This window comes from Acidobacteriota bacterium (assembly GCA_020845575.1).
Taxonomy (GTDB): domain Bacteria; phylum Acidobacteriota; class Vicinamibacteria; order Vicinamibacterales; family Vicinamibacteraceae; genus Luteitalea.
The window spans coordinates 42,113-62,752 of sequence record JADLFL010000072.1; the positions used below are offsets into that span (position 1 = coordinate 42,113).

A 20,640-nucleotide genomic window follows, 5' to 3' on the forward strand; every position below is an offset into this window, starting at 1 on the left:
CGCTCAGTCGACGGACTGATCGCGCCCCTTCATGCGATTCAACTTGTTGTGCAGCGTCTTGAGGCTGATGCCGAGCAGTTCGGCGGCCCGCGTCTTGTTCTGTCCGGTGTGCGCCAGCGTGATCTCGATGAGCCGCATCTCGGCCTCGTCCACGGTGGTGCCCGGGCTCAGCGTGATCTGGTGGCGTTCGCTGGTCCTGGCCTGCGGCGTCGAGAGCTCGGGCGGCAGCTGCGCGGCCTCGATGAACTCGCCGGGCGTGAGGATGGTGGCCCGCTCGATGACGTTGCGCAGTTCGCGGATGTTGCCCGGCCAGTGGTACTGCTCGAGCAGCGCCAGCGCGTCCTGCGACACGCCGCGCACGTCGCGGCCGTTGCGCGCGTTGAACTCGCCGATGAACGACTGCACGAGCAGCTGGATGTCCTGGCGGCGCTCGCGCAGCGGCGGCAGTTCGATCGAGACCACGTTGAGCCGGTAGTAGAGATCCTCGCGCAGCTTGCCGCGCTGGACGGCGTCGAGCGGATTGACGTTGGTCGCGGCGATGATGCGCACGTCGACGTTCTGTTCGGTCCGTCCGCCGAGGCGGCGGAACGTGCGCTCCTGGAGCACGCGCAGGAGCTTCACCTGCGTGACAGGCACCATTTCTGCGATCTCATCGAGGAAGAGCGTGCCGCGATGCGCGAGTTCGAAGCAGCCGAGACGCCGCTCCACGGCGCCCGTGAACGCGCCTTTCTCGTGCCCGAAGATTTCGCTCTCGAGCAGCGTCTCCGGGATCGCCGCGCAGTTGATGGCGATGTACGGCTGGTGGATGCGGTCGCTCAGCTGGTGGATCGTCTGCGCCACCAGTTCCTTGCCCGTCCCGGACTCGCCCCAGACAAGCACGGAGGCCGACGTCGGCGCGGCCTGTTCGATCGTGCGATACAGCTTCCTGATGGCCGGCGTGTTACCGATGATGCGGCCGAAGCTGCCCTGATCGCGGAGCTGACGCCGCAAGACGCGTACTTCCCGCCGCGTCTCCTGCCGCTCGACGGCCTTGGCGAGCAGGATCTGCAGGCGATGCGGATCGACGGGCTTGGTGAGGTAGTCGTATGCGCCGTCGCGGATGGCCTCGACGGCGGTCTCCACGGTGCCCTGCGCGGTGAGAATCACGACGCACAGGTCCGTGAGCTGGTCCTGCAACGCCCGCAGCAGGCCGAGGCCGTCCATGCGCGGCATCACCAGGTCCGTCAGCACGATCCCTGGCCGGAACGTGGTGATCTTCTGGAGCGCCTCCTCGCCGTCGGCGGCGTCCTCGGCCACATATCCCCACGCCCGGATCAACTCGGTGAGACCGATGCGTGCGGCGCGGTCGTCCTCGACCACGAGGATCCGCTCACCGGATGCCTGGCCCTGGCCCGAATCCGACGACTGCGGTGATGACGACGCGATCTCGCTGGGCATCGCCCCACAGCGTAACATCTACACGGTGACCGTTCCCGACACGCTCGACGAGGCGCCTCAGCCGTTGGAGTCCAGCCTGCCGGCCCTGCCACGCCGGTCGCGGGCACTGTCGCTGCTCGAAGTGCTCCTGTGCTCGGGCCTGCCGACCCAGATCCTCATCGGCGGCCTGCTCATCGTGGCCGGCGCACGCCCGGCCAGCGACGGTGTCCTGCCGTTCTCGTTCGTGGTGGACGTGTCCCTGCTCGATACGTGCGCCATCGTCGCGCTGGCGACGTTCTTCCTGAGACTCGGCGGGGAGAGTCCGCGCGCGGTCCTCCTCGGGCGTGGGCCGATCAACGTCGAGGTCCGACACGGCGTGGCGTGGCTGCCGTTCGTGTTCATCCTGGTGATTTCGCTCGGCGCGCTCGTCCAGTTCGCGGCGCCGTGGCTGCACAACGTGCCGCAGAACCCGCTGCAGGCCATGCTGACCTCGCCGTGGCGCGTGGCGATCTTCGCCCTCGTGGTGGTGCTGGCCGGTGGCGTGCGTGAGGAGGTGCAGCGCGCGTTCATCCTGCACCGGTTCGAAAGGGACCTCGGGGGGGCAGCCGTCGGTCTCGCGATCTTCAGCGTCGCCTTCGGCCTCGGTCACCTCACGCAGGGCTTCGACGCCGCCCTCATCACCGGCGCGCTCGGCCTGTTGTGGGGCCTCATGTACCTCGCCCGCCGCAGCATGGTCGCCCCCGCCGTCTCACACGCGCTGTTCAACCTGGTCGAGATCGCACTCTACCAGTACGCGTCGAAACACGGGTTGCTCCCACCGACGACGTAGCGGGCGCCGGGCACCGGGCACCGGGCACCGGGCACCGGATTGTGGCCCCCGGACGTTCTCGCCATTCGTCATTCGTCATTCGTCATTCGGCATTCGGCATCCCCTGTCACCGGGCTTCGTACCGCCACTCGCCGAGGATGGCGCCGAGGATGCGACCGTCGCCGGGGACCTGCCATGTCGGCGTCACGCGAAGCCGGATCGTGTGCCAGCGGCCGTCAGGGCGGGCCGGCAGCCGGTACTCGAGCGTCGTCCAGGGCCCTGACTCGAGATCGCGCTGATCGGCGGGCCGCTCGTCGATCGAGACGTCCAGACGCTGGACGCCGGGCGAGAGGTTGCGTAAGGGGATCTCGACGCGATAGGAACCGGCGGGCACGTAGAGCACCGTGTCGCCGGTGGTCCAGCGATACATGTCGCCGCGCGATCCCTGTTCGGCGAAATACACCCCTTCGTCCGGCGGACGGTCGACGGAGTCGGCCGAGGACCCCACCCATCCGGCGCGGATCGGCCACGACGCGAGCGTCACGCCGACGAGCGCCGCCGCGGCAAGGCGCCAGGCGCGCGGCGGCCGACCGGCGCCGAGCGTGGCCAACGCGGTGCAGATCGTGCCGACCACCACGTCCTCCCGCAGCAGGATGCGGTCTCCCGTCAGCATCGTGAGGGCGTATCCCGCCAGGCCGCCGAAGAGGCCAACGACGGGCCAGGCCGTGGACGCACCCATCGGCAGGTTCCCCGGTGCGCGCATCCCGATGACCACGGCCACGAGCAGCAACAGGAACGCGCCGAGGCCGAGCAGGCCGAGTTCGGCGGTCACCAGCAGGTACGTGTTGTGGGGCGACAGATACGCGTTGGGTGGCAACGACTCGATGCCGAGTTGCGCCCGCACACGCTCGAACTGCAGCGGCGCCTGTCCAACGCCCTGCCCCACGAGGGGCCGCTCGCGGATCATCGTCAGCGCCACGTGCCACACGGCGATGCGTCCCTTCGCGATGGCGTCTGGAGGCTGACGGAGGTTGAACGTGTACAGCCACGTGTGCAGATAGGACGTCTGCTGCTCGTGCCTGATGTCGAGCGCGGTCCCGACTGCCGTGCACGTGACGATCGACGCCACGACCGTCGCGACCGACACCCGCAACGCGCGCCGCGCATGCCGCCGGACGAACACCGACGGATCGATGGCGTCGAGGTCGCGCCTGAGACCGAGCCAGACCATCACCAACGCGCCAGCCGCGAGCGCCAGCAGGCCGGCGCGACCGGCGGTCATCACCGTCGCGACGAAGACGATGCCGCCGGCGGCGGCCCAGGCCCCTCGACGCCACCCGGAGGACCTGAGCGCCAACCCCGCGATGACCGGCGCGACGAGCGTGTAGAACGCCGCGAGCGCGTTGGGGTCCACGTACGTGGCATTGATCCGGACAATCCCCGCGTCGAAGACGCGCCAGGCGTGCTGCAACCCGATGCCCGTGGCCGCCTGCACCATGCCGAAGACGGCCGTCGCGATCGCCGCCACCCCCGCAGCACGCAGGATCCGCTCTCGCGTCGCCCTGGTCGTCGCCCATCCGGTGATGAGCGTGCACGACAAGCCGTCGACGATGACGGTCCACTCGGGCAGCGCACTCGGCACGAGCGCACGGTCCACGCCGAAGATGTACGCCGGCATCTGGGCCTGGACCTGCCGCCACACGTGCGGCAGATCGAGTCCGCGCCAGGGTTCCGGCGTGAGTGTCACCAGCAGGGACACCGTCGCGACAACCGTGAGCAGCGCCCAGCCATTCGACAGGCTGCTGCCGTCGCCGCGGCGACCGGCGATCCGGTACACCAACCACGGGATGGCCTGAGTGGCCACCACGAGGTGTACCAGTTCACGTGGCAGCGATGGCTCGACGGTCGGCCAGACAGGCAGGAGGGGCACTATGCCGATCAGCACCGCCGGCGACCAGTGAGGTCTGGCGATGGCGACCATCACCAGCGCCATGAGGAGTGCGCGTACCCACGTCGGGATCTGCGGAGACGCCAGCAGGACCTGGCCGGGGCCACCCAGGTAGACCGCCAGCAGGGGCAACACCGCCACGCGAACGGCCAGGTCCGTCCACGGCGAGGCCGGACGTCGGTCGACGACTGGACCGTCGAGTGGCGCCTGGATCACGCGCCCCCCGCGACCTGCACCGACGTGCGCGCGCGAATGCCGGCGATCCAGTCGGCAATCAGCGCGGCGCGGCGCGTCTGCACGAGCCGACGCCGCGCCGCTTCGCGCTGGTCCGGCGTCGGCGCGACAGCCCCTTGCGACGCAGCCTCCTGCGCGACCTCGGCGTCGGTCGGTTGCGCCGCCGCAGTGAATCGCTGGTCCACGTAGATGTCGATGCGGATGTCGTCAGCCACCCAGTCGCGCGCACGCGCCTCCGTCAGGCCGATCGTCTCGAGCGCCCGCGCCAGGGCGGCTGCACCGCCCGCCCGTTGTCGCGCCCTGTCGAACCGCTCGTCCACGGCGGCGGCGATGGGCACGGCCACGGCGAGCCGGGTCACCTCGATGTGCATCAACTCCCGCGTGATGACTCTGTCGATCGCCTCCTGCGGCGTACCCGCCGCGGCGACCGAGCCGAGCAGACGCGCGGCCTCCACATCGCGCCACGTCAGCGCCTGATCCCCGACGGTGGCCACCAGACGATCGATGAGGATGGCCTGGGCGCGAGCGGCGTCAGGCACGACGGTACAGGTGGCCAACACGGCCAGATATACTGTCGCGGTTGCCCATCGGCACCGTGCCTGCATGAGACTGACTGTCGTCATTCCTGTCTACAACGAGGTCCACACGTTACTGCACCTGATCGACAGGGTGCAGGACGTGGCGGTGGACAAGGATCTCATCCTGGTGGACGACTGCTCCACCGACGGCACGCGGGACCTGCTCCAGCGGACCGAGTTCCCACCGAACGTCCGCGTGTTGTACCACGAACGCAACCAGGGCAAGGGGGCCGCACTGCGCACGGGCTTTGCCGCCGCCACCGGCGACATCGTGATCATCCAGGATGCCGACCTCGAGTACGACCCGCAGGAGTACCCCAAGCTGATCACGCCCATCCTCGAAGGACGGGCCGACGTCGTGTTCGGTTCACGCTTCGCCGGGGGCGATGCGCATCGCGTGCTGTACTTCTGGCACTACATGGGGAACAAGTTCCTGACGCTCTGCTCCAACGCGTTCACGAACCTCAATCTCACCGACATGGAGACCTGCTACAAAGTCTTCCGGCGCGAAGTCCTCCAGGGCATCACCGTCGAAGAGAACCGCTTCGGATTCGAGCCCGAGATCACGGCCAAGATCGCGAAGCTGCGCGTCCGCATCTACGAGGTCGGGATCTCCTACGACGGCCGCACCTACGAAGAAGGCAAGAAGATTGGCTGGAAGGACGGCGTGCGCGCCCTCTGGTGCATCGTCAGGTACAACTGGTTCCGATAGCGATTCGGCATCGCGGCATTCGGCATTCGGCATTCCTAGAACGCCTGGCCCACGGTGATGTGAAGCGCCGTGCGGCTCTCCTTCATGCCGTTGGCGAAGGTCATGGGCGACAACTTGAAGCCCAGGTCGACGCGGATGGGACCGATCGGGGAGAGGTAGCGCACGCCGACGCCGGCCGCGCCGCGGATGCGGGCCAGATCCAGGTTCGAGACACGCTGGAAGACGTTGCCCGCGTCGATGAAGCCCGCCGCGACGAGCCCCCGCCACACGGGCACCCGCACTTCGCTGTTGAAGATCAGCAGCGCGTTGCCCCCCGTAGGCAACCCATTGCGATCGAGCGTGGCTGGCTCCCCGAGCCGATCCTGCGCGAAACCGCGCACGGTGTTGTCGCCACCCGCGAAGAAGCGCTCGGCGGCCGGCAGATCCGTGACCACGTCGACGAGCGCCACGCCGTCAGGCCCGAACAGCGGCTGGCCATCGTCGCCGATGCGCGCGAGTTCACGCGGCAGGCCGCGGGCGAGTCCGAGCCGCGCGCCGCCGGCCACCACCACGCGCAGCGCTCCGGGAAGACGACGGTAGATGAATCCCTGGAGCAGCGTCTTGTTGAAGCCGACTTCGGATCCGATCGAACGCCCCGCGAGCTCGCCATCCACGGCCACGAACGTCCCGCGTCCGGGGTCGAGCGGATCGTCACGCGTGTCGCGGATCACGGAACTGGTCACCGACGAAATCCGCACTTGTGGAAACAGCCGGTCGACGTTGAGCTGATCCTCCGGCGCGACGCGCGCGTCGAACAACTCCGTGCGGCCGATGCCGTAGCGCGCGACGAACGTGGTGTGCTCGCCCAGCAGGCGCGACCAGTCCACGCGCGCCTGCTGGCGCCTGAAGCTGAAGCTCGATCGGATCGCCTGCTCCACGAACGTGGTGACGTCGAGGTTGGCGCTGTCGCCGAACGCGCGCGGCTCGCGCCACGTGCCGAGCACGCGGTACTCGTTCAACGCGAGCCCGGAGCCGTCGCGGTCGGGGTCGCCGGGATAGTCACGCGGCCTGACGCTGGCGCGGAGGAAGAGCCCGAGCGTGCGGTTCTTGCCCCACAGGTTGCGCCGGCCGGCCTCGAGGAACCCGCGCGCCGCGAACTCGAAGGTCTCGTCCACCGCACCGGTGTCGGCCACGGTCCGCAGCCGCTGGCCCCCCTGGAGACCCGCACCGTACCCGAGCGTGGTGACAGGCGCCTCTTCGACGGTCACCACCACGTCGCGCTCCGCGTGCCCGTCCTGGCCGACGTCCGTGATCCGCACGCTGCGAAACAGGCCCAGCGCGGTGAGGCGCCGCTGGCTCTCGAACACGCGGCCGAGGCCATACGGCTGCCCACTCGCGATGCGCAACTCGCGGCGAATCGTGTCCTCGCTCGTGCGGACGTGTCCGACCACGAGAATGCGATCGACGATCGTCTGCCGGCCTTCGGTGAGCACGAACGTGACGGCGATCGCACCGGGCGTGTCCCCGGCGTCGAGCCTGGCCTCGATCTGCGCGTGGCGGAAGCCCTCGTCGAGATAGCGGCGCAGCACCGCCTCGCGGCTCGCCACGACGGCCGCCGAGGAGAACGGTTGTCCCGGCGCGACCGTCAGCACCGACCGCAGCACCGACTCGTCCATCGCCGCCGCGGCCTCGAAGGCCACCGACGACAATGTCGCCCGCGCGCCCTCGTCGACACGCAGCCTGACGTCCAGCAACCCATCGACGTCCGGCGAGAGCGACGGTTCGCTCACGTCGACCAGCGCCTGCTCCACTCGCACGGCAGGGTAGCCGTTGTCGTGATAGTGCTGCGTGATGGCCGTGATGCCGGTCGCCAGTGCGGACGGTACGAACGGCTGTCCGATCGGCAGCGACACGCGTTGGCGCAGCATCGCCTCGGAGGCTGTCCGGGCACCGCCGATCTGCACCGACCGCACGCGATACAGCCGCCCGCGCGCGATCGAGTACACGACCTCGAGGCGATCGTCCGCCTGCTCCGATCGCCCTGTGCCCGGCAGTCCCTCCGGTTGCCCGTTGCCCGTTGCCGGTTGCCGACCGCCATCTCCGTCCGGTTGCCGGTTGCCGGTTGCCGGTTGCCGGTCACCATCCGCCTCCGGTGGCCGGTTGCCGGTTGCCGGTTGCCGGTTGTCGGTCTGTCTCCGCGTATACGACACGCGCGCACGCCAGTAGCCGCGCTCCTGCAACCATGTCACGATGCGGTTACGCGAATCCTCGAGCAGGTCCTCGTCCACACTCGCTTCGGCCTGGATCGGCACGAGCTCCCGACGCACGCGCGGCGGAAGCGAGTCGCCCTCGAACGAGAGCGAGACGAGCGGGCCGCGCGCCACGTCCACGGTCATGTCGATGGACGTCTCGTCCTGACCGGGGACGGGCGTGGTCCGCACCACGGCCTCGTAGTAGCCCGCCTCGCGCAGGCGATGCGTGTACCGCTCGATATGGCGATCGATGCTGTCCCTGTCGTACGGCATACCCGGGCGGATATCGAGCGCAGCAACGGTCACGGAGCGATCGGCCTGTGGCACGCCAGTCACCGTCACCTGTCCCACGTGCCACCGCGGGCCGGGATCGCCGGTCAGCACCAGCGTGACCACGTCGCGGCGTTTCGTGGTCTCGATGCGCGTCTCGGTCTGCGGGCGCAGGAAGCCGTGCGAACCGAGTACGTCGTTGGCCACACCAACGGCCTGCCCGGCGTCGGAGGCCAGCGCCGACGACCCGAGCCGCTCGCGCACGGCGCGCACGATGTCGCCGCCGAACTGCCGCAACGCGCCGTCCACACGCACCTCTCCGATGCGCTGCACGGACGCCAGCTCGACTCGCACGAGGACGCCGGTACCCGTCGGCTCGGCGTAGACGTCGACCGTGGCGAAGCGCCGCATGTGGACGAAGTGCTCGATCGACGACCTGACCTGCGCCGGGTCGAGCGGCCGGCCGATGGCAACGTCGAGCAGTTGCGCGAGCCCCCTGTCGGTCGTCGGCACGCCGTCGAGCACGATCACGAGGCCCGTCACCGTCTGTCCGCGCACGTCGGCGGCCGGCGGCGAGGGTGCCGGCTGCCGGGCGGAGGCTCCGCTCGCGGCGGCGATGACGATCAGGCAGGCGGCAACGGCGAGGCGCATCAGAAGATGTGGCGGACGCGCACGTCGATGGCGTACGTGTCGTCCTCGTTCTGCGACACGATCCACGACAGGCGATCGTTCTGCGTGAACTCGAGGAGGATGAGCTGGTCGCGCTGCTCGGACGTGAGCAACTGCGCGAAGGTCAGGTAGATCCTGTCGCTGATCCGCTTGCCGATCGTGAGGCGGGCGCCAGGATTGAGGCGCGACGACTGCTGGCCGATGTTGACGAGCGACGGCGTGATCTGCACCGAGTCCACGCCGAGCGCCTGCTGCGCCACGCGCCCGACGTTCTGCGAAATCGGGCTTGCGAGCAGACGCGCGGCCCGTGCGGCGATCAGATCCTGCTCGGTCTGGTTCGGCGCGCGCAGCGCACGCAGTTCGGCGTTCACGGGATCGCGCACGTCGCCGAACAGGAGCGCCGTGATGTCCACCGCGTTGAGCGGCGGGTCCGACGAGAGATCGAAGACGAAGCGATCGGGCGTGCCCGACACGCGAAACGTGACGATGTAGATCTGGCCGGGCACCTGTGCGCGCGTTTCGGCCTCGATGTCGAAGAAGGGTTCGATGCGCGTCGGGTTCGAGAAGTCGATCACGCCACGCCGCACGTTGTAGCGCTTGCCCTCGAAGAACACTTCGCCGCGCTCGACCTCGGCACGGCCGAAGAGCTGCGGCCTGTCGTACGTGCCGCGCAGCGTCAGATCGGCACTCGAGACGAGGCGAGTCGTGTTGTTCTCGATACGCAGCGTGGACGGCGCTTCGACGCGCAGGTCGAACCGCAGCGGGTAGCTCGACTCCTCCGCCGCACCCGCGGTGGTCGTGAGCCCGCCGGCCGCCAGGCCGAACACGCCGGTCCCGCTGGTGTCGAACGTCCGCGTCAGCACCGCGTCGCGCACGCGCACGGTACCGCTCAGCGTCGGATCGGCGATGGGGCCGCGGAGCGCGAGCTCTGCGTCGACGATCGAGCGGAAGCCTTCCGGGTAGCGGATTCGCATCTCGTAACCGGTGGCCGACACGTTGAACTCGCTCGGCGTGAGGCCGGCGAAGGCGACGCGGCCGGCGAAGCGCACGGGGCCGCCGCCGAGTCGCGCAGTGACGCCTTCGAGCGACGCGCCGCCCGTGTCGAAGCGCACGGTGCCGTTGATCGCTTCGAGCGAGTGCGGCATGCCCGCGTACCGCAGGCGGCCATCCGAGATCAGCGCGCTGCCGCCGACGACGGGCGACCGCCAGGATCCGCTGATCTCGGCCGAGACCTCCGCCGCGCCAGACGCACGCACGTCGGTCAGTGCACCCTGCAGGAGACCGAGGTTCGCGTCGCCGATCATCCTGATGCTGACGCGCTCGGTGCCGAAATCGACGTCGCCCACCACGTCGAGACGCGTGCCGTCGCCCACCAGACGCATGCGATCGATCTGCAGGCGATCCCGTCCGAGCGCGAGTCGCAGCGGTTCGTCGTTGCGGAGCTGATAGTCGATCAGGCGCAACGCGAGCGCGTCGATGCGAAGGTCGCCCCTGAGGCGCGACGAATCGTTGAACGGGCCGACGAAGCGGAGCTGACCCGAGCCGACCATCGACGTGAAAGGCGAGAAGGTGGGGCTGTAGACGCGGATGTACGGATCGAGCGAGGTGTTGACGAACGTCAGCGTGATGTCGCTGTCCGCGTCATCGTCGAACGGCATGCGACCCGTGCCGGAGACGGCGAGGCGCGACGAGGCCATCTCCAGCGCATCGATGTACATCTGCCGGTCGCGGATGGAGAGCTGCGCCGTCACCTGTCCGATGCCCTCGTCGGCGACGTAGAGATCGTCGATGGCCGCACGCACGTCGTAGCGAGGAGCCTGGAACGTCGCGTTGCCCTCGGCCACGAGACGCAGCGCGCCGGTGAGCGGCACGCCTTCCCACGTGAGCGCGTACACGCTCGACACGGGGATGTCGCGCCCCTCCACCTTGAACTGGTAGGTGCCTGCCCACGCGACGTAGGCCGACCCGTTCACGTGTCCGCCCTTCTTGGCGATCACGATGTCGTCGAGGAAGACGCCACGTCCATCGAAGCGCAGCGCCGACGTGGCCGTGTCGAAGGGCTCGTCGTACGCAACACCGTTGTCGAGGCGGAGCCGCCCGAAGCCGAGCGGGCCGGTGTAGTCGCCCTGCAACTGGAAGTCGCCCGACAACGGCCCTTCGACGGGATACTCGTCGAGCACGAAGGCGTGACGCAGATCGCGCAGCGGCCAGTCCACCATCTGGATGCGCGCGCGGATCTCCTCGCCGCCGTCGCGCCGTGGGAACCCGAGCGAGAAGCGGCCCGCCACGCGCATGCGTGCCCCGTCCTTCTCGATCTCCGCGTCCGCGATGTCGACGTAGCTGTCCTCCACGGTGAGCGCGGTCTTCGCGGTACCCCACGTGACGTCCCAGGCACGCAGGTCGCGCCCGCTGAACTGCCCGTCGATGCGCGGCGACCTGATGCGGCCCGTCATCCTGCCGTCGAACACGCCGGAGCCGCCGACCAGTACCGGCCGCGTGGGCGATCCCGCCGCCGTCATGATGCCCACGAGCAGCTTGTCGCTCTCCTGCCAGTCGCGGCTGGTCACGTGGAAGTCGAAGTCCGACGCATCGCCCGACTCGGTCCGCCCCGTGAACTCGACGTACGTCTCCTCGGTCGCGGCAAAACTCCGGCTCACGTCGATGCGCGCGCCCTCGTACGCGTACCGCAGCTCGGCGGTCATCGGCACGCGCCCGAGAGGGGCGTCCCTGTCGAGCGAATCGGGAGCCGGCGGTTCCGGGGCGCCGAGATCGATCAGCTCGCGCCCCTGCATGCGCTGGCCCTCGGGCGCGGCGATCACGATCTCGCCGTCGCCGGTCCGCAGATCGAAACGGCCCGACGGGAAGTCCAGCAGGTGCCGTCCGTCGGCACGCCCTGCCACCTGCATGCCGGCGAGCCCGATGGTGCGTGACACACGCTCGACGTCAACGCCGCGATAGCGCGCGTCGAGGCGCTGGTGCGCGGGCGTCGGTGCCCCGAGCGGCGCGTACGAGTAGTTGATGTCGAGCCGGCCGCCCTCGAATCCCATCTGCGACTCGATCACTTCGAACCTGTCGCGTTCCCACAGCAGCGAGCCGCGCACATCGTCGAAGTCGAACGAGGTGAGGTGTGCGCGCGGGCTCTGGAAGCGGCCGGTGAGTTCGCGGAAGTCCTTCGCGAGTCTGAAGCGGCCGGCGAACTGCCCGGTGCCGGTGAGCACGAAGTCGTGGCCGGCGAAGAACAGCGCGCGCATGCGCTCGAAGTCGATGGTGGATCGCTCGATGTCGTACACCTGCTCCGGCCAGTTGGCGAGGTTGACCTCGCCGTGGACCTGCGAGACGGAGCCGTCGGCCTGGAGATCTATGCGCGACATCGTCAGGCGCGGGCCGTCGACGATGAACTCCGACTGCATGTGCATCCACATCGGCTCGAAGCCCATGATGCGGATCTCGCCGTCGTGCGCGCGCGCGGTGCCGCGATAGCGGTCGCTCTTCGCGATCGAGACGTCGAGATTGCGTACGTCGACGCTCCACGGCGTGCCGTGGTCGGTGAAGTGGACGCGGCCCCCCGTACCGGTGAACTGCCGCAGCGTGGTGACGAACCGCTTCGGGCCGTCGGACTTCGGGATCGAGATCTTCGGGAAGTTGTGACGCCCGCCGGGGAACGTCTCGATCGTCATCGCCCAGTCGCGCATCGACACGTCCTGGACCACGAGCTCACCCGTGACGATCGACCACCACGGCACGCCGACGGTGATGCGGTCGGCGGTGAAGAAGGGTTCGTCCTCCGGCGTCAGGCCGGCGATGCGCAGGTCGTCGATGACCAACTGGCCCGTGAGGAGGCGCACCGAAAGACCGCCGATGTGCAGCGCCCTGTCGAGCCGCTTGCTGCCTTCGCGTTCGGCGAGTCCACGCAGGCCGGGACCGAGATCGATCGAGAGTACGGAGACGAGCGCGGCGGCGACGCCGGCGATGAGGAGCGCCGACGCACGCTTGCTGAGGCGCCACACGAAGCGACGCTTGCGTCCGCGCACGCGAGGACGCGGAGGCGCCGGGTCTGCTGGCGGCGATGGTGAATCCGGCGGAGGCGTGGTCCCTGCGGGTTCGTCTGGCACGCTCACTCCACGACCACGAGCGGGCGGCCGGCCTCCACCGACTGACCCTCCTGCACGAGCACGTCCCTGACCACGCCTGCGCGACCGGCCGAGAGTGCGTTCTCCATCTTCATCGCCTCGATCCCCACGACGGGCTGGCGCGCCTCGACGCGATCCCCCGCGGCGACAGGCACGCGCACGACCTTGCCCGGCATCGGCGCCGTGACGCGCAGCGGACCGTTGCCCGCCACCGCCGACGCCGCGCGCCGACGCACGCCGTTGAAAACGCCAACGGGCACGCGGCGGCCATCCACGTGCACCACGCGCTGTCCCCGCGACGACACGTCGGTTTCGACGAGCAGATCGTGCATCGAGCCGTCGGGCAGTCGCAGACTCACCCTGTCCGATCCGTGGCGGCGAACGTCGCAGGTGACGAGGGTGCCGTCGACGCGCACGTCGAGCGTGCCGGGTTCACGGCCCGCCGACACGGAGACCAGGCACTGACGTCCGTCAACCTCGATGTGCAACCGCATCGCCACCGGGCATTCTACTTGCGGAGCGCTGCCTGCCTCGCCGCGAGGGCCCACGCAGATCGGACGGGGGCTGCACCGTCGGTGGCCACGCGGGCCGCCTGGCGCGCGTCGAGAAAGGCCTGCGCGGCGACGGCAAGGACGGCATCCCGCTCCTGATCGGCGTCGGCAGGCAGGAAGGGCTCGCCGGCGCGCCGCTCGAGCTCGGCGTCGAGCATCGTCGTGTCGAGATCGCCGGCGATGAAGGCCGGCTGGGTCAGCATCCAGCGGAAGAATGGCAACGTCGTCGGGATGCCGCCCACGTGGTATTCGCCGAGCGCGCGCAGCATCCGCACGCGCGCCGCCTCGCGGTCGGGTCCCCAGGCCACGAGCTTGGAGATCAGCGAGTCGTAATAGATCGGCACGTCGAAGCCGGCGTCGACGCCGCCATCGTCGCGAATGCCGGGACCGCCGGGCACCGACAGCGCCGTGATGCGCCCCGGCCGCGGCATGAAGCCGCGATCGGGATCCTCGGCGTAGACGCGGCATTCGATCGCGTGGCCCCGCGGAACGATCGCCTGCACGGGATCGATGGCGAGCGGCTCGCCCCGCGCGATGCGGATCTGCCACTGCACGAGGTCGAGACCCGTGACCATCTCGGTGACCGGGTGCTCCACCTGGAGCCGCGTGTTCATCTCGAGGAAGTAGAAGCTGTCGTCGGCATCGACGAGGAACTCGATGGTGCCGGCGTTGGTGTACCCGACCGCCGTCGCGATCGACGCGGCCGCCTCCGCCATGCGTTCGCGGAGGGCCATCGTCATGCGCGGCGCGGGCGATTCTTCGATCACCTTCTGGTGCCGGCGCTGCACGGAGCACTCGCGCTCCACGAACGGGACAACGGTGCCGTGGTGATCGGCGAGCAACTGGATCTCGACGTGCCGCGGACGCAGGATGCGGCGTTCGAAGTACACCGACGCATCACCGAAGGCGCCGAGCGCCTCTGACCGCGCCGTGCGCACCGCGTCGAGCAGCGCACGCGCGTCGCGGACCTCGCGCATGCCCTTGCCGCCGCCACCCGCCACGGCTTTCACCATCAGCGGATATCCGACGGCATCCGCCAGCGCCTGCACCTCGGCGTCCGGCACATCAGGACCGACCGGTGCCTCCGTCCCTGGCACCACCGGCGCGCCGGCCGCGATCGCCGCCTCGCGCGCGGCCGTCTTGGTGCCCATGCGCGCGATGACGCCGGGCGACGGCCCGACGAACGTCAGCCCCGCGTCGACGCACGCCTGCGCGAACGCGGCGTTCTCGGCGAGGAACCCGTATCCCGGGTGCACCGCGTCCGCGCCGCCGCGGCGCGCGATGTCGAGGATGCTGTCGATGCGCAGATACGTGTCGGCCGGCGCGTTCCCCCCGAGCGGAAACGCCCTGTCGGCCCACCGCACGTGCCGCGCCTCACGATCGACGTCGGAGTAGATGGCCACCGTCGCGATGCCCATCTCGCGACAGGCGCGGATGACACGGACGGCGATCTCGCCGCGGTTCGCGATCAGGAGAGTCTGCACAAGGCAAAAGGATAACGGGCAATGGGCAAGGACAGTGACAATGGAGCCGGCAGGACGTCAGCGAGCCGGCACCGTGAGCCGTCCTACAGCGGAATGTTGCCGTGTTTGCGGGCGGGCATCGTTTCGCGCTTGGTGTGGAGGCGGGCCAGGGCGCGGCAGATGCGCTGGCGCGTGAGGCGGGGGGCGATGACTTCGTCGAGGAAGCCGCGCGTCGCGGCCACGTAAGGGTTCGCGAACGCGTCACGGAACTCCTGCGCGCGGGCGGCTCTGGCCGCCACGGGATCCTCGGCCGTCTCGATCTCGCGCTTGTACCGGATGTTCACGGCGCCTTCGGGTCCCATCACGGCCAGTTCGGCGGTGGGCCACGCGAGGTTGACGTCGGTGCGCAGGTGCTTGCTCGACATCACGCAGTACGCCCCGCCGTATGCCTTGCGCGTGATCACCGTGATTTTGGGGACCGTCGCTTCCGCGTACGCGTAGAGCAGCTTGGCTCCGTGCCTGATGATGCCGCCGAACTCCTGCACCGTGCCCGGCAGGAAGCCGGGGACGTCCTCGAAGGTGACGAGCGGGATGTTGAACGCGTCGCAGAACCGCACGAAGCGCGCGCCCTTGACCGACGCGTCGATGTCGAGCGTGCCCGCCAGGTGCGCTGGCTGGTTGGCGACGATGCCGACGGGGCGTCCGGCCATGCGCGCGAAGCCGACGAGGATGTTGCGCGCGTAGTGCTGCTGCACCTCGAGGAACGCGCCATCGTCCACGACGAGCGCGATCACGTCGTGCATGTCGTACGGCTGGTTGGGCGACGCCGGCACCAGCGTGTCGAGCTCGGGGATCTCGCGCTCTGCCGGATCCGAGGACGGCAGCACGGGCGGGTCGTCGACGTTGTTTGACGGCAGGTACGACAACAGCTCGCGTACCAGTCCGATCGCGGCCTCATCGTCGGGCACCGCGAAGTGCGCCACGCCGCTGCGCGCGTTGTGCGTCATCGCGCCGCCGAGGTCTTCCTTCGTGACGTCCTCGTGCGTCACGGCGCGGATGACGTCGGGCCCCGTCACGAACATGTAACTCGTGTGCTCGGCCATCACCGTGAAGTCGGTGATGGCGGGCGAGTACACCGCGCCGCCGGCGCAGGGGCCGAGGATCGCCGAGATCTGCGGCACCACGCCCGACGACATCGTGTTGCGCAGGAAGATGTCGGCGTAGCCGGCGAGCGACGCCACGCCCTCCTGGATCCGCGCGCCGCCCGAGTCGTTCAGGCCGACGATCGGCGTGCCCAGCTTGAGGGCCTGATCCATCACCTTGCAGATCTTGGCGGCGTTGGTCTCCGACAGCGACCCGCCGAAGACGGTGAAGTCCTGCGCGAAGGCGTGCACCACTCGCCCGTCGACGCGTCCGCTGCCGCACACCACGCCGTCGCCCGGGTACTGCTGCGCCTCCATCCCGAAGTCGCGGCAGCGATGGACGACGAGCTTGTCGACTTCCTCGAACGTGCCGGGATCGAAGAGTCGCTCGATGCGCTCGCGCGCCGTGAGCTTGCCCGCCTCATGCTGGCGCGCGATGCGGTCCGCGCCGCCACCGAGCTCGGCGCGCGCCTCGAGCGCAGACAGCCGCGCGGACGGACTCTGGGGCGTCATGGCCTACTTCTGCTGCGCTTTCTCCCAGTCCTTCAGGAAGCGCTCGAGCCCGATATCGGTAAGCGGATGCTTGAACAACGCGTCGAGCACCGACGGTGGGCACGTGCAGATGTCGGCGCCGAGCTTGGCCGCCTGGATGATGTGGCCGGGCCCGCGCGTGCTCGCCACGAGCACCTGCGTGGTGAACTCGTAGTTGTCGTAGATCTCGACGATGTCCTCGATGAGCGCCATGCCGTCGTGCCCGATGTCGTCGAGGCGCCCGACGAACGGGCTCACGAAGTACGCGCCCACTTTCGCGGCGATCAACGCCTGCGCCGCCGAGAACACGAGCGTCACGTTGACGCGGGTGCCCTCCTCGGTGAGCGTCTTGCACGCCTGCACGCCCGCCGGCGTGAACGGCACCTTGACCACGATGTGCTCGGAGATCTCGCGCAGCTCGCGGCCTTCGCGCAGCATGCCCTCGACATCTGTGGCCACCACTTCCCCGCTCACGGGTCCCTGCACGAGATCGCAGATTTCACGGAGGATCTCGCGTGAGTCGCGCGTCTCCTTCGCCATGAGCGACGGATTGGTGGTGACGCCGTCAACGATGCCGAGTGCGTGCAGGCGCGTGATGTCGGCGATGTTCCCTGTATCGACGAAGAACTTCATGTGTCCCTCCCGGCCGGGCTCGGAGAGCCGGCCCTACGATCATTGTCCCGTCACGGGGCTGCACAACTTGCCGATGCCTTCCACACACACGACGAACTCGTCGCCGGGCGCGAGCGGACCGATCCCCGCTGGCGTGCCCGTCGAGACGATGTCGCCGGGCAGCAGCGTCATGATGCGCGAGATGTAGGCGATGAGCGTGGCGACGGGGAAGATCAGCTCGCGCGTGCTCGACTGCTGGCGTACCTGCCCGTTGAGCAGACCTTCGATCGCCAGCGCGTCGGGATCGAGCCCCGTCGCGATGCACGGGCCGAGCGGCGCGAACGTGTCGAAGCCCTTCGCGCGCGTGTAGCGCCCGTCCTTCTTCTGGAGCTCGCGCGCCGTCACATCGTTCATGCACGTCAGGCCGAGGATGTGCGACAGCGCGTCGGCTTCCGACACGCGCGTCGCGCGGCGCCCGATGACCACCGCGACTTCCGACTCGTAGTCCACGCGGCCCACGCCGTCCGGGATCACGATCGACTGCCCCGGATCGACGATCGCCGTCGAGGGCTTGAGGAAGATCAGCGGCTCGGCCGGCAACGGTTTGCCCTGCTCGGCCGCGTGGTCCTTGTAGTTCAGGCCGATGCACACGATCTTCGACGGGACGACGGGGGCGAGCACCGACGCCGGTGCCTCGACCTCCGCGCCGGCACGCCACGTGCCGAACGGATCGCCGTCGAGCGCGCGGTACGCGCCCTGCTCTTCGACCACGTACCCCGCCGGGGTCCTGAAGATCCTCGCCACTGATGCCTCCCTTACCTGGCGCTTTCGCGCACCCGATTGCTCTCGGGGCTCGCGTTGGCCGGCGTCGCCCTGTCGACGGCCACCACGGCGTACGTGTAGATCACGCCCGGCTGCGCGGTCGCGTCCCTGTAGGTCGCCTCGACGATCGGCGACTCCGTGATCGGGCGCAGCGCTTCACCCTCGACGCCGCGCAGCACCAGATAGCCTGCCAGATCTGGCGCCATCACGGGTTCCCAGATGAGCGACACACCACCGCCACTGCCGACCGCCACGAGCCCGGTAGGTGCCGGCGGCGGATACGTGTCCGCCGCGGTGACGCACGTCGGCGCCGAGAGCGGACTCTCGATCGCGATCGCACCGCGCTGCTCCACGCTGCGTACGGCGTAGCAGCGCGGCACACCAAACACCATGCGCGCGTCGACGAACGTGGTGTCCTCGATCGGCTCGACGCTGATCGGCGTGGGCGGTGGCCCACCAGCGGTGCCGGGCGGAGGCACCTCGTACACACGGAAGGTGTGCGCAGGCCCGTAGGTCACGATCGGACGCGCCGGCAGGCGTGCATCCATGTCCTTGGCCGCCATCGCCGCGCCGTACGATGCCGCCGTCACGGTGGCCTGGATCGGGCGCTGTAACCCCGGCGGAATGGTCCACGCGATCGTGAAAGCCGTCGCGTCGTGGGTCACGCTGGGCGCGGGCGGCGCGGGCGGCGCGGGCCCGAGGGGGACCGCAAGCGCCGTCGACTGCGTGCCAGGCACACCACGCGTCGAGTACGGCAGCGCGATGTAGTGGCGGGCCGCACTCGTGTCGGGCATCGGCCACAGCAGCGTGCGCCCGCTGCCCTCCGTCGACGGCACCGGCGCCTCGTCGACATCGTCGCCGACCTCGGCGCGCAACTTCGCGATCTTCGCGGCGTCGGGGTGAGCGAAGCGTTCGGCGCGCAGCGCGTCGGTGAGCGTCTCCTCGACGAACACGACGGTGCCTTGCACGGGACGACCGTCGGCCGGCGCGGGTGTCGGAGGCGGTGGCGCATTCTCCGCCTCGTCGCCCTCGACCACGATGGGCGGAGGCTGCACCTCGATACTGCCCACGCGCGTCAGCAGCGTGGAGATCTCCTTGGGCGTCAGCGGACGCCCGAGCGGGCCTTCGGGCCGGCCCGTCACGGCATACACGTCGACGCGCGCGAGATTGGCCGGCGTCGAACCGTCGGCGTTGACCGCCGGCAACGTGAACCGCAGTTGGACCACGTCGCCGAGTCGCGTGGCGGTGAGATCCGAGACGGCGGCCGGCACGGGGCGGAGCGGGGCCAGCGGGGGCCCCTTCTTGCCGCACCCCACGACCGTGAGGACGACACTTGCGAGGACGAGGCTGAACAGGAACGGGCGGACGGGACGCACGGGCTCCCTATCGTACTCTGTGGGCGACGGACTGTTGCTTCGCGGGGACAGGCGGCAGCGACACGGCCGCCGTCATCAGCCTGCATATGGAGCAGGCAGCCCTGGCAGAATTGTTGCAGCGACGTGAAGCGGACAACCATCGGAGGTCTGCCCATGAAGCGCACGTTCCTCACCTCTCTCGTCGCCGCCGGATTCCTGCTCGCGAGCAGCTCGCCTGTCGCCTGGGCCGATCAGCGTCCGCGCAACCCGGGCGGGGGCAGCTCGGGTGGGTCCTCCAGCAGCTCAGGGGGATCCTCGAGCCGCGGCGGGTCATCGAGCAGTTCAGGCGGGTCGTCATCGAGCAGCGGCAGCACCGGTCGTGTGGCGCAGCCGCGTGGTGGCGGGGGCGCGTCATGGGGCGGCGGCGGGAGCACCGCCTCCCGGCCGAGCCAGCCGTCATCGTCGGGCCGTCGTCCGGCACGGGTGTCCGGCGGTCGCGACGGGTCGTCCGTGGGGGCGATTCCTCCGTACTCCCGTGCGCGCAACGGCGCGCCCGTGACGGGCTATGGCGTCCCGCGCGGGTCGGTGGCCACGTTGCCTCCGATCATCAGCGGCCCGATCTACTGGGGTCCGAACGACTGGTACTTCTACCCATGGGGGTACGGCGGGCTGACCCTCGGCTACCTCTGGGATCCGTGGATGTGGGGCGGCTACTACGGTGGGAGCACGTGGAGCGATCCCTACTGGAGCGGCGGCGCGACGGCCGGCGACGACTTCGACGATGACGACTTCGACGATGACGACTTCGACGATGATGGCGGCGCGTACGCGGAACGGACGGATGGAACGAGAGCGCCGAACCCGCTCGACGCGCGCCTGCCGACCGGCAGTCTTCGCCTGAAGGCGCAGCCGCGCGATGCGGAAGTATTCGTTGACGGATTCTACGCCGGTCGCGTCGACGACTTCGATGGTGCCCGCCAGCGCCTGAAGATCACGCGCGGCGTTCACACGATCGAACTGAGCGCGCCCGGCTACGAGACCGTCACGCTGAACGTGACAGTCGTTCCCGGCGACGACCAGACCATCAGCGCAACCCTGAAGCGCCGATAGATCGGAACCCGGACGGGAGCGAACGGGCTTCAGTCCGTTCGTCAGCGCCAGGGGCCCG

At 69.4% G+C, this 20,640-nt stretch carries 13 protein-coding genes and 1 pseudogene; 3 read left to right on the forward strand and 11 right to left on the reverse strand.

Annotation, left to right across the window (positions count from 1 at the left end; all coding sequences use genetic code 11):
* Nucleotides 1–3: 3 nt before the first annotated feature.
* Nucleotides 4–1,437, reverse strand: coding sequence for a sigma-54-dependent Fis family transcriptional regulator (locus tag IT182_18380; GenBank protein ID MCC6165316.1), 1,434 nt, complete (start codon nt 1,435–1,437; stop codon nt 4–6).
* Nucleotides 1,438–1,462: 25 nt separating this feature from the next.
* On the opposite strand from IT182_18380, the gene IT182_18385 reads away from it, so the two are divergent.
* Nucleotides 1,463–2,245 carry a CPBP family intramembrane metalloprotease gene (locus tag IT182_18385; GenBank protein ID MCC6165317.1) on the forward strand — a complete coding sequence of 261 codons (783 nt, stop codon included), beginning with the start codon at nt 1,463–1,465 and terminating at the stop codon, nt 2,243–2,245.
* A 106-nt stretch (nt 2,246–2,351) separates the two neighbouring features.
* Here IT182_18385 and IT182_18390 read toward each other — a convergent pair whose 3' ends face one another.
* A complete protein-coding gene (locus IT182_18390) occupies nt 2,352–4,388 on the reverse strand; it encodes an O-antigen ligase family protein (GenBank protein MCC6165318.1) in 2,037 nt (678 codons plus the stop codon).
* Nucleotides 4,385–4,945, reverse strand: a complete 561-nt coding sequence (locus tag IT182_18395; protein ID MCC6165319.1) for a hypothetical protein — start codon at nt 4,943–4,945, stop codon at nt 4,385–4,387. Before IT182_18395 ends, IT182_18390 begins: the two co-directional genes overlap by 4 nt.
* 64 nt (nt 4,946–5,009) lie before the next feature.
* Here IT182_18395 and IT182_18400 point away from each other — a divergent pair, with 64 nt between their 5' ends.
* Nucleotides 5,010–5,696 carry a glycosyltransferase family 2 protein gene (locus IT182_18400; protein MCC6165320.1) on the forward strand — a complete coding sequence of 229 codons (687 nt, stop codon included), beginning with the start codon at nt 5,010–5,012 and terminating at the stop codon, nt 5,694–5,696.
* Between the two features lie 35 nt (nt 5,697–5,731).
* Here IT182_18400 and IT182_18405 read toward each other — a convergent pair whose 3' ends face one another.
* The 8 genes and pseudogenes from IT182_18405 to IT182_18440 form a co-directional block, all read right to left on the reverse strand.
* The gene (locus IT182_18405; protein MCC6165321.1) at nt 5,732–8,848 is read right to left on the reverse strand and encodes a BamA/TamA family outer membrane protein; all 3,117 of its coding nucleotides are present in this window, start codon (nt 8,846–8,848) and stop codon (nt 5,732–5,734) included.
* Entirely contained in the window at nt 8,848–12,897 is a 4,050-nt protein-coding gene (locus IT182_18410) for a translocation/assembly module TamB domain-containing protein (GenBank protein MCC6165322.1), read from the reverse strand. Before IT182_18410 ends, IT182_18405 begins: the two co-directional genes overlap by 1 nt.
* A gap of 83 nt (nt 12,898–12,980) precedes the next feature.
* Nucleotides 12,981–13,490 (reverse strand): hypothetical protein, encoded by a 510-nt coding sequence (locus tag IT182_18415; GenBank protein MCC6165323.1) that lies wholly within the window; start codon nt 13,488–13,490, stop codon nt 12,981–12,983.
* A gap of 14 nt (nt 13,491–13,504) precedes the next feature.
* Nucleotides 13,505–15,031, reverse strand: a pseudogene (locus tag IT182_18420) (ATP-grasp domain-containing protein).
* 83 nt (nt 15,032–15,114) lie between these two features.
* On the reverse strand, nt 15,115–16,665 hold the full coding sequence (locus IT182_18425; GenBank protein ID MCC6165324.1) for a methylmalonyl-CoA carboxyltransferase: 1,551 nt from the start codon (nt 16,663–16,665) through the stop codon (nt 15,115–15,117).
* A 3-nt stretch (nt 16,666–16,668) separates the two neighbouring features.
* Nucleotides 16,669–17,316: a fructose-6-phosphate aldolase gene (fsa, locus tag IT182_18430; GenBank protein MCC6165325.1), complete on the reverse strand. Its 648-nt coding sequence runs from the start codon at nt 17,314–17,316 to the stop codon at nt 16,669–16,671.
* 39 nt (nt 17,317–17,355) lie between these two features.
* Nucleotides 17,356–18,099, reverse strand: coding sequence for a fumarylacetoacetate hydrolase family protein (locus tag IT182_18435; protein ID MCC6165326.1), 744 nt, complete (start codon nt 18,097–18,099; stop codon nt 17,356–17,358).
* A gap of 11 nt (nt 18,100–18,110) precedes the next feature.
* Complete coding sequence (locus IT182_18440; GenBank protein MCC6165327.1) at nt 18,111–19,493, reverse strand: hypothetical protein; 1,383 nt, start codon at nt 19,491–19,493, stop codon at nt 18,111–18,113.
* A 153-nt stretch (nt 19,494–19,646) separates the two neighbouring features.
* On the opposite strand from IT182_18440, the gene IT182_18445 reads away from it, so the two are divergent.
* On the forward strand, nt 19,647–20,582 hold the full coding sequence (locus IT182_18445) for a PEGA domain-containing protein (GenBank protein ID MCC6165328.1): 936 nt from the start codon (nt 19,647–19,649) through the stop codon (nt 20,580–20,582).
* The last annotated feature ends 58 nt before the right edge of the window (nt 20,583–20,640 follow it).